2 protein-coding genes and 1 pseudogene are annotated in these 11,216 nt (G+C 74.9%); all 3 read right to left on the reverse strand.

The genetic code is table 11. From position 1 onward, the window contains the following. Nucleotides 1–1,439, reverse strand: a 1,439-nt coding sequence (locus IH68_RS0148620; protein ID WP_324607708.1) for a type I polyketide synthase, incomplete at its 3' end; no start/stop codon positions are given. Between the two features lie 61 nt (nucleotides 1,440–1,500). After that, a complete protein-coding gene (locus IH68_RS57565) occupies nucleotides 1,501–9,234 on the reverse strand; it encodes an SDR family NAD(P)-dependent oxidoreductase (RefSeq protein ID WP_420719050.1) in 7,734 nt (2,577 codons plus the stop codon). Continuing rightward, a pseudogene (locus IH68_RS60100) lies at nucleotides 9,208–11,088 on the reverse strand (polyketide synthase dehydratase domain-containing protein); the annotation flags it as partial. The gene IH68_RS57565 and the pseudogene IH68_RS60100, both read right to left, overlap by 27 nt. Nucleotides 11,089–11,216: the final 128 nt, after the last annotated feature.

Here is an 11,216-nt window from a genome sequence, read left to right on the forward strand (position 1 = left end):
ACCCCGCCACCACCGGCACCCGACCCGGCAGGCACCTCCTGCGGCTCAGCCTCTTCGACCACCTCGGCCTCTTCGAGGATCACATGCGCATTCGTGCCGGAGATGCCGAAGGACGACACACCGGCCCGTCGCGGGCGGTCCTCGGTCTGTGCCCAGTCCTGCGGTTCGTGCAGCAGGTTCACCGCGCCCGCCGTCCAGTCGACGCGGGTGGACGGGGCGTCGATGTGCAGGGTGCGCGGCAGCAGGCCATGCCGCATCGCCATGACCATCTTCATGACTCCGGCGATCCCTGCGGCGGCCTGGGTGTGCCCGATGTTGGACTTCACCGACCCGAGCCACAAAGGCCGTTCACGATTCTGGCCGTAGGTCGCGAGCAGGGCCTGCGCCTCGATCGGGTCGCCCAGCGTCGTACCGGTCCCGTGCGCCTCCACCGCGTCCACGTCCGCCGCCGACAACCCGGCACTCGCCAGCGCCGCCCGGATCACCCGCTGCTGCGACGGACCGTTCGGGGCGGTCAGACCGTTCGACGCGCCGTCCTGGTTGACCGCGCTTCCCCGCACCACCGCCAGCACCCGATGGCCGTTGCGGCGCGCGTCCGACAGCCGCTCCAGCAACAGCAGACCCGCACCCTCACCCCACCCGGTACCGTCCGCGGCGTCCGCGAACGGCTTGCAGCGGCCGTCGGGGCCCATGCCGCCCTGGCGGCTGAACTCGACGAAGGCGCCCGGCGTGGACATCACCGCGACGCCGCCGGCCAGCGCCAGCGAGCACTCCCCGGCCCGCAGGGCGTGGGCCGCGAGGTGCAGGGCCACCAGCGAGGAGGAGCACGCGGTGTCGACCGTCACCGCGGGGCCTTCCAGGCCCAGGGTGTAGGCGACGCGTCCGGAGACCACGCTGCCGGTGTTGCCGGTGAGGATGTGTCCCTCGACTTCTTCGGGAATCGTGCGCAGCCCGGAGCCGTACTCCTGGTTGCTGCAGCCGACGAAGACACCGGTGCTGCTGCCGCGCAGGGCGGCGGGGGCGATGCCCGCGCGTTCCACCGTCTCCCAGGCGACCTCCAGCAGCAGCCGTTGCTGCGGGTCCATGGCCAGGGCCTCGCGCGGGGAGATGCCGAAGAAGTCGGCGTCGAAGCGGTCGGCGTCATGGACGAAGCCGCCCTGGGTGGCGGTGCTGCCGCCGGTGCCCTCGTGCCCGAACAGTGCGTCGAGGTCCCAGCCACGGTCGGTGGGGAAGTCCGTCATGGCGTCCGTGCCGTCGGCGAGGAGCCGCCAGAAGTCCTCGGGGGTGTCGGCTCCGCCAGGCCAGCGGCAGGCCATGGCGACGATGGCGACCGGTTCGGTCATCGCCTCCTGCAACCGCTGGTTGTGCTTGCGCAGTCGGTCGTTCTCCCGGAGCGAGGCACGCAGGGCTTCGACGACTTTTTCGGAGGACATGCTCAGCTCCACACTTCGCGCTTCGATGCAGACAAGACAGAAAAATGATGAGAAAGAAAGCGGGCGCTCAGTCGTCGGCGCCCAGGGCCATCCGGACGAGTTCGTCCACGTCCATGCCGTCCACGTCCACGTCGTCGACGTCCACGTGGGCGCCGTTCTCCCTGACCGGCTCCTGGACGGCGGGGGCGGCGGCCGGCGCCAGGTCCATCAGCGCGTTCAGCAGTCCCGACTCGCGGAACCTGCTGATCGGGATGGACGTCAGCAGCTTGCGGATGGTCGCCTCGTCGGGTTCGCCCGCGCCGGGTTCCGCCGGGCCGGGTTCCGCCCCGCCGGCGAGGTGCTCCCGGCACAGGTGGTCGGCGAGCGCGGCGGGGGTCGGATAGTCGAAGACCAGGGTGGCGGGCAGCAGTACTCCGATGGCGGTGTTCATCCGGTTGCGCAGTTCGACGGCGGTGAGGGAGTCGAACCCGAGTTCCTTGAAGGACTGGTCCGGGTCGATCCGGGCCGCGGAGGCGTGTCCCAGGACGGCGGCGACCTGGCGGCACACCTCCTCGACCAGCCTGCGCTTCCGGTCCGCCGCGCCGAGCCGGGCCAGTTCGACGGCGAGGTCCGCGCTGTCGCCCGGCTGGGCGGAGAGTGCGCGGTCCGCGACGGTGCGCCGGGTGCGGGCCAGGCCTTGCAGCAGCTCAGGCACCGGGGCCTCGGCACCGAGCCGGGAGGTGTCCACCGCCAGCGGCAGCCGCACGGCCGCCGGCTCGTCCAGGGCCTCGGTGAACAGGGCCAGGCCCTCCTTCGGCGCGAGCGGCGGCAGTCCGGCCCGTCCCATGCGGCGGACGTCGGCGTCGGTGAGGCCGCTGGTCATGCCGGTGGCCTGGGACCAGGGTCCCCAGGGCAGCGACAGTGCGGGCAGGCCCAGGGCGCGCCGGTGCTCGGCGAGCGCGTCGAGGAAGGCGTTGGCCGCGGCGTAGTTGCCCTGGCCGGGTGCGCCGAGGGTGCCCGCGACGGAGGAGAACAGGACGAACGCGGCCAGGTCGAGGGGGCGTGTGAGGTCGTGCAGATGGGCGGCGGCGTCCAGCTTGGGGCGCAGTACGGCGTCCAGCCGCTCGGGGGTGAGGTGGTCCACCACTGTGTCGTCGAGGACGCCGGCGGCGTGTACGACGGCGGTCAGCGGATGTTGGTCGGGGACGGAGGCGAGCAGCGCGGCGGCCTGGTCGCGGTCGGCGACGTCCGTCGCCCGCAGGTGCACCGTGGCACCCAACTCCTTCAGTTCCGTGGCGAGTTGCTGCGCTCCGGGAGCGGCGGGTCCGCGGCGCGAGGCGAGCAGCAGGTGGTGTACACCGTGCTCGGTGACCAGGTGGCGGGCGAGCAGGGCGCCGAGGCCGCTCGTGCCGCCGGTGATCAGGACGGTGCCGTCCGGGTCGAGCGGTGCGGGGACGGTGAGGACGACCTTGCCGATGTGGCGGGCCTGCGACATGTACCGGAAGGCCTCCGGCGCGCGCCGCACGTCCCACGGGGTGACCGGCAGCGGGGTGAGCACTCCGGCTTCGAAGAGCTCGACGAGGGCGGTGAGCATCTCGCCGATGCGGTCGGGGCCTGCCTCGATGAGGTCGAACGCCCGGTAGTGGACGCCGGGGTGGCGGGCGGCGACCTCCTCGGCGTCGCGTACGTCGGTCTTGCCCATCTCCAGGAAGTGTCCGCCGCGCGGCAGCAGCCGCAGGGAGGCGTCGACGAACTCGCCCGCCAGGGAGTCCAGGACGAGGTCGACCCCGCGGTCGCCGGTCGCGGCACGGAAGGCGGCCTCGAAGGACAGGTCGCGGGAGGAGGCGATGTGCGTGTCGTCCAGTCCGGCGGCGCGCAGTGCGCCCCACTTTCCGGGGCCGGCGGTGGCGTACACCTCGGCGCCCAGGTGGCGGGCGAGCTGGGTGGCGGCCATGCCGACGCCGCCGGCCGCCGCGTGCACGAGGACGGTCTGGCCCGGGGTGACGCCGCCGAGGTCGACGAGGGCGTAGTAGGCGGTGAGGAAGACGATCGGCACGGTCGCCGCCTGGGCGAACGTCCAGCCGTCCGGGATGCGGCAGACGGTGCGTGCGTCGGCCACCGCGACGGGCCCGTAGGCGGCGGGGAACATGCCCATGACGCGGTCGCCGACGGCGAGACCGGTCACTCCGGGGCCGACCTCGGTGATCACTCCGGCGCCCTCCAGGCCGAAGTCGCGGGCCGGGCCGGGGTACATGCCGAGGGCGTTGAGCACGTCACGGAAGTTGACTCCGGCGACGCGGACGGCGATGCGTATCTCGCCGTCGGCGAGGGCGCGTTCGGCGTCGGGGGCGGCGACGAGTTCCAGGCCGTCGAGGGTGCCCTTGCGGACCATGTCCAGCCGCCAGGCCGTCCCGGTGGGGGTGTGCGGGGGACGCAGCGCGGCGTCCGGGTCGGTACGGGCGATGCGCGGCAGGTGTACGGAGCCGTCGCGCAGGGCCAGTTGGGAGTCGGCGCGGCCGAGCGCGGCGGGCAGGGCGGCCAGTGAGGCGGCGGCCGTGTCGGTGTCGACGAGGACGAACCGGCCCGGGTGTTCGGACTGTGCCGAGCGCACCAGGCCCCAGGCCGCCGCCGCGGCGGGGTGGCGCACTCCGGGTCCGGCGGGCCCGTCCGGCATCAGCGCCTCGCGGGTCACCAGCACCAGCCGGGTCGCGGCCAGCCGCTCTTCGGCCAGCAACTGTCGTACGAGGGTGAGGGCGTGCTGTGCCGCCGCGTGTCCCGCCTCGTCCAGCGGACCGCTGTCGTGGGGTACGACGGCGAGTACGGTGCCGGGCGCGGTGTCGGCTCCGGCCGCCGCGAGGGCGGCGAGGTCGGCGGCCTCGGTGATGTCGGCGGGCACACCGGCTGCGGCGAGCCGGTCGGTGAACTCCCGTCCCGCGGCGTCGCCGAGGACGGTCAGCGTGCCCGGGTCCGGCCGTTCGCCGGAGTTGCCGTCGGTGGCCGGCTTCGGCTGCCAGTCGAGGCGGAACAGGTCGCCCGCGCCCCGGTCGGGCCGTTCCCGCAGCCGCTCGGGGTCGATCTCGCGCAGGGTGAGCGAGCCGATGGAGGCGACGGGCCGCCCGGTGGCGTCGGCCACGTCGAGGGCGACGGCGTCGTCGCCGCGCAGGATGAGCCGGACGCGTACGGCGGTGGCGCCGGTGGCGTGCAGGGTCACGTCCCGCCAGGAGAACGGCAGCCGCCCGGGCGCGGAGTCGTCCAGCGGCAGGAAGGCGGTGGCGTGCAGGGCGGCGTCCAGCAGGGCGGGGTGCAGCCCGTAGTGGGGGGCGTCGGCGTGCACTTGTTCCGGGAGGGCGATCTCGGCGTACACGTCGCCGTCGAGCCGCCAGGCGGCGCGCAGGCCCTGGAAGACGGGCCCGTAGCCGAAGCCGGCCGCGGCGAGGCGGTCGTAGGTGTCGTCGACGGGCAGTTCCTCGGCGCCCGCGGGCGGCCAGGCGGCGAGCTCGGCGCCGTCGGCCTCGGGCCGGGCTCCGGCGGCGATGATGCCGTCGGCGTGCAGGGTCCAGGGCCGGTCGGGGGCGGCGTCGGCGGGGCGGGAGCGCACCCCGACCTGGCGGTTGCCGTCGTTGTCGGGTGCGCCGACCCGCAGCTGGAGGGTGACGGCCTGTCCGGCGGCCAGCAACAGCGGTTCCACCAGGGTCAGTTCGGTCACCCGGTCGCAGTCCACCCGGTCCCCGGCCAGCAGTGCCAGGTCGAGGTAGGCGGTGCCGGGCAGGACGGTGGTGCCGCCGACGGCGTGGTCGGCGAGCCACGGCTGGTCCGCGACGGAGAGCCGGCTGGTGAAGACGTGGCCGTCGCCGTCGGCGAGGTCGACGCGGGCGCCGAGCAGCGGGTGCCCGGCTTCGGCGAGGCCCGCGGCGGCGAGGTCGCCCGCGCCCCGGCCGCCCGCGGCGGGCCAGTAGCGCTGCCGTTGGAAGGCGTAGGTGGGAAGGTCGACGATCTCGCGGGAGCCCCCGGTGGCGGCGCTCCAGTCGACGTCGACGCCATGGGCGTGGGCGCGGGCCAGTCCGGCGAGCAGGCTGCCGGTCTCGTCCTGGCCGGGGCGCAGCAGCGCGATGGCGGCGGTGTCGGCGGGGGCGGCTTGGGCGTCGGCGGTCAGCGCGGTCAGGGTGCCGTCGGGGCCGATCTCGAGGTACCGGCGGACGCCCAGGTCGTCGAGGGTGCGCACGCCGTCGTGGAATCGGACGGCCCGGCGCACATGCCGGACCCAGTAGTCGGGGGAGGCGAGTTCGTCGCTGGTGGCGGTTCGGCCGGTGACGTCGGAGACCACGGGGATACGCGGCTCGTGGTACTCCAGCGCGGCGCATGCCTCGCGGAATTCGTCGAGCATGGGCTCCATCAGCGGGGAGTGGAAGGCGTGGCTGACGCGCAGCCGCTTGGTGCGCCGGCCCAGGCTCTCGATGTGGGCGGCGACTTCCAGTACGGCGGCCTCCTCGCCGGAGACCACCACGGACCGGGGGCCGTTGACGGCGGCCACACCGACCTGGTGCTCCCGGCCGTCCAGCAGCGGCAGCACCTCCTCCTCGGCGGCCTGGAGCGCGACCATGGCGCCGCCGTCGGGGAGGGCGTCCATGAGCGTGCCGCGGGCGGCGACCAGGGCGCAGGCGTCGGCGAGGGAGAGCACTCCGGCGGCGTGCACGGCGGCGAGGGAGCCGATGGAGTGGCCGAGCAGCTGGTCGGGGTGCACGCCGAGGCTGCGGACGAGCCGGTACAGGGCGACTTCCAGCGCGAACAGGGCCGGCTGGGCGTACCCGGTACGGTCCAGCAGCCGTCCGGCGTCGCCCAGGACGGTCTCGCGCAGGGGGGTGCCGAGGACATCGGCGCCGAAGTGGGCGCACACCTCGTCGAAGGCGTCGGCGAACACCGGGAAGGTGGCGTACAACTCACGTCCCATTCCTGGGCGTTGGGATCCCTGCCCGGTGAACAGGAAGGCCGTTCGCCCGCCGCGGGCGGCGGCGCCGGGCCCGTCGGCCGGCAGGTCGCCCGAGGCGAGCCGGGCCAGGTCGGCGAGCAGGTCGTCGCGTCCCGTGCCGAGCAGTACCGCACGGTGTTCGAAGGCGGGGCGGGTGGTCGCCAGTGAGTGGCCGAGGTCGGCGGCGGACAGTTCAGGGTGCCGGACGGCGTGGTCGAGCAGCCTCTCGGCCTGGGCGCGCAGCGCCTCGGGCGTACGGGCCGACAGCGGCCAGGCGGTCGTCCCGTGCGTGACCGGCCGCCCGGAGGCGTGCGGGACCTCCTCCGGCACGGGCCGCGGGGCCTCTTCCAGGATCACATGGGCGTTGGTGCCGCTGAAGCCGAAGGACGAGACGCCCGCGCGCCGTCGGCGGTCCTCGTCCCGCTGCCACGGCCGGGCCTCGGTGAGCAGACGTACGGCGCCGGAGGCCCAGTCGACATGGGTGGAGGGCCGGTCGGCGTGCAGGGTGCGGGGCAGTTCGCCGTGACGCAGCGCCAGCACCGTCTTGATGACACCGGCGACGCCGGCGGCGGCCTGGGTGTGCCCGAGGTTCGACTTCACCGACCCCAGCCACAGCGGCCTTTCACGGTCCTGCCCGTAGGCGGCCAGGAGTGCCTGTGCCTCGATGGGGTCGCCGAGGACGGTGCCGGTGCCGTGTCCCTCGATGGCGTCGATGTCGGCCGGTGTGAGCCCGGCGTCGGCCAGCGCGGCCCGGATCACACGTTCCTGGGAGGGGCCGTTGGGCGCGGTCAGACCATTGCTGGCACCGTCGGAGTTGACGGCGCTGCCGCGCACCACGGCGAGCACCCGGTGCCCGTTGCGGCGGGCGTCGGACAGGCGCTCCACCAGCAGCATCCCGGCGCCCTCGCCCCAGCCGGTACCGTCCGCGTCGTCCGCGTACGCCTTGCAGCGCCCGTCCGGCGCGAGGCCGCGCTGGCGGCTGAACTCCAGGAACGCCGCCGGTGTCGACATCACGGTGACGCCGCCCGCGAGCGCCAGGTCGCACTCCCCCGCGCGCAGCGCCCGCACCGCCCAGTGCAGGGCGACCAGAGAGGAGGAGCAGGCGGTGTCGACGGTGACGGCGGGGCCCTCCAGGCCGAGGGTGTACGAGATACGGCCGGAGACGACGCTGGCGGCGTTTCCGGTGCCGAGGTAGCCGTCGAAGTCCTCCGTGGACGTCCGCAGCAGGGCCGTGTAGTCCTGCCCGTTGGTGCCGGCGAAGACGCCCGTGCGGGAGCCGCGCAGGGTCCGCGGGTCGACACCGGCCCGCTCCACGGCTTCCCAGCACACCTCGAGCAGCAGCCGCTGCTGGGGGTCCATGGCCAGGGCCTCGCGCGGTGAGATGCCGAAGAACGCGGGGTCGAACCGGTCGGCTCCGGCCAGGAAGCCGCCGGTGCGGGTGTAGCTGGTGCCCTCGTGGTCGGGGTCCGGGTGGTACAGCGAAGTGAGGTCCCAGCCGCGGTCGTCGGGGAAGCCGGTCAGGCCGTCGCCGCCCGAGGCGAGCAGGTCCCACAGCCGCTCGGGGGTGTCGGCGCCGCCGGGGAGCCGGCAGGCCATGCCGACGATGGCGATGGGGTCGTCCGCGCCCGTGTGCGTGTGGCGGGCCGGGGTGGTGGCGGCCGGGGCGGGCCGGTCGCCGGTCGGCAGGGCGCGCAGCAGATGGGCGGCGAGCGCGGCCGGGGTGGGGTGGTCGAAGGCGACGGTGGGCGCGAGCCGTATGCCGGTGCGGCGTTCCAGCGCGTTGCGCAGGTCGACGGCGGTCAGCGAGTCGAAGCCCAGGTCGCGGAAGGCGCGTTCGGGGTCGGCGGCCGGAGCGCCCGCGGTGTGGCCGAGGACGGTGGCGATCTCCGTCTGGAGCAGGCGCAGGACGGCGGCGGACCGCTCGGACTCCGGCAGCGCGGCGAGCGTACGGGCCAGCCGTCCACCCGATCGGTCCGCCCCCGCGGTACGGCGTACGGAGGCCCCGGGGGCGCGCAGCAGGGCCGGGGTGGGGGTGGCGGCGGCGCGAGCGGCGGCCAGGTCCAGCCGCACGGGCAGGAGCACCGCGCGGTCCTGCGCCAGGCCGAGGTCGAGCCGGTTGAGGGCGTCCTCGGTGGGCAGCGGCTCGATGCCCGCACGGGCCATCCGGGAGCGGTCGGCGTCCCCGAGCTCTGCCGTCATGCCGCTGTCCTCGGCCCACAGCCCCCAGCCGAGGGCGAGCGCTGGCCGGCCCTGCGCCCGCAGGGTGGCGGCCAGCGCCTCCAAGAAGGCGTTGGCGGCCGCGTAGTTGCCCTGGCCCGGGCCGCCGAAGGTGGCGGCGGCGGACGAGAAGAGCACGAACGCCGACAGGTCCATGTCCCGGGTGAGCCGCTCCAGGTGGACGGCGGCGTCCGCCTTGGGCCGCAGCACGGCCGACAGGCGCCCCGCGGTCAGCGCGGGGATCACCCCGTCGTCGATCACCCCGGCGGCGTGGAAGACGGCACCGAGCGGATGCTCCTGCGGTACGGCGTCCAGGAGCGCCGCCAGCGCGGCGGGATCGGCCACGTCACACGCGGCGACCGCCACCTCGGCACCGGCCTGTTCGAGTGCGGCGCGCAACTCGGCGGCACCGGGGGCGTCCGGGCCGCGTCGGCTCGCGAGCAGCAGATGCCGTACTCCGTGCGCGGCGACCAGGTGCCGGGCGACGGCCGCGGCGACGGTGCCGCTCGCCCCGGTGATCAGCACGGTGCGCTGCGGATCGAGGGCCGGCGCCGTGGAGCGGTCCGGGTGGTGCCGGGCGAGGCGGGCGGCGTAGGTGCGACCGGCCCGCAGGGCGATCTCCGTCTCCCCGCTCCGCACCGCCTCGCCGACGGCGGCGAGGAGGGCCTCCGGGTCGGTCTCGGCGTCGCTTTCGGGGTCGTTGTCCGGAGCGATGTCCACGAGCAGGAAGCGCCCCGGGTTCTCCGACTGCGCGGAGCGCACCAGACCGCGTACGGCGGCCGAGGCGAGGTCGGCGACCGGCTCGCCGGGCCGGACGGCCACCGCGTTCCGGGTGACCACGACGAGCCGGGCGTCGGCGGTCCGCTCCGTGGCCTGCCAGCGCTGCAGCAGCTCCAGGGCCGTGGCGGTCGCCTCGTGCGTGGCGGCGGGCAGGTCCGCGTCGCCGGCCTGCCAGGACACGAGGACCAGTTCCGGCACGGGTGTGCCGGGGTCGTCGAGGGCGGACAGGAAGGCGTCCGGGTCCGGGTACCGGTGGCCGTCCACCAGGGCCGTGCCGGCACCCACCACGGCCACCGAGGGCCGGTGCGCGGGCGCCGGCACGGCGGGCAGTTCGGTCCAGTCGACGACGAACAGGTCGTCCGCGGCCGGGGAGGCGGCGGGCAGGTTCAGTTCGTCGGCAGGGGTGAGGGTGACAGCGCCGACGGCGGCGACCGGGGCGCCGGACTCGTCGGCGAGGTCCAGCCGCAGCCCGCCCTCGGGCAGCGACCGCAGCCGGACCCGCAGTACCTCCGCGGAAGCCGCGTACAGGGTGCAGTCCCGCCAGGTCACGGCGACGCCACCGGGGTGGCCGAGCGCGGGAGCCACGTGCAGCGCCGCCTCCAGCAGTGCCGGGTGCAGGGCGACCCGCAGGGCGTCCGCCCGGAATTCCTCCGGTACGGCGACCTCGGCGTACGCCTCGTCTCCCGCCCGCCAGACAGCGGTGAGCCCGCGGAAGGCGGGCCCGTGGTCCAGCCCCCGGCCCCGCAACTCCTCGTAGATCTCCTCGACTTCATCGACGTCGAGAGCCTCGGCACCGGGCGGCGGCCAGCTGCCGCCGGGTGCGGCCTGGTCGGGCCGCTCCGGCTCGGCACCGGCCGGCGCCAAAGCCCCTCGGGCGTTGCACGTCCAGGGCAGGCCGACCTCGGCGTCGTCGACGGAGCCGACGGTGGCCGGCCGCGAGTAGCAGGCGAAGGGCCTGACGCCGCCGTCCCCCGGGCCGTCGAGCACGACCTGGATTTCGACCGGTTCATGACCTTGGAGTACGAGCGGCTGCTCCTGGCCGATTTCCACGATGCGGTGGCAGCCGACCCGGCCGCCGAGATGCAGGGCGAAGTCGAGGTAGGCGGCGGTGGGAAGCACGGTGCTGCCCGCCACCGTGTGGTCGGCCAGCCAGGGGTGCGTGCGCGTGGAGAGCACGGTGGTGGACAGCACGGCGGAGGAGTCCGCCAGGGTCACCGCGGAGCCGAGCAGCGGGTGCCCGCCGCCACGCCGCCCGCCGCCGGGCATCGGATCGAGCCAGAGGCGGCGCTGTTGGAAGGCGTACGTGGGCAGTTCGACGTTCCGCGCGCCCGGGAACAGTGCGGACCAGTCCGGGCTGTGCCCGTGCACATGCAGGGCGCCAACGGCACCGAGCAGAGTTTCCGCCTCCGATCCCTCCTTGCGCAGCGCGGGCACCAGAACACGGCGGTCGTCGTCGAGCAGGGTGCGGGCGAGAGCTGTGAGGGTGCCGTCCGGGCCGAGTTCGACGAAGCGGGTGACCTTGCTCCGTGCGAGGGTGTGGACGGCGTCGGCGTACCGGACGGTGCGGCGCACGTGCTGCACCCAGTAGTCCGGCGACATCACCTCGTCGGCGGTGGCCTCCTCGCCGGTCACCGTGGAGACCAGAGGCAGCCTCGGCCGCTCGTACGACAACTCTTCCGCCACCGCACGGAAGTCCGCCAGCATCGGCTCCATCAGCGGCGAGTGAAAGGCATGACTGACCCGCAGCCTGCATCAACCGGCCCCGCGCCACCACCAGACGGCACGCGTCCGCCAGCGACCACACCCCCGCCACATGCGCCGCAGCGATCTCACCGATGGAG

The sequence above is a fragment of the Streptomyces sp. NRRL S-646 genome (assembly GCF_000720765.1).
In the GTDB taxonomy this organism is placed as follows: domain Bacteria; phylum Actinomycetota; class Actinomycetes; order Streptomycetales; family Streptomycetaceae; genus Streptomyces.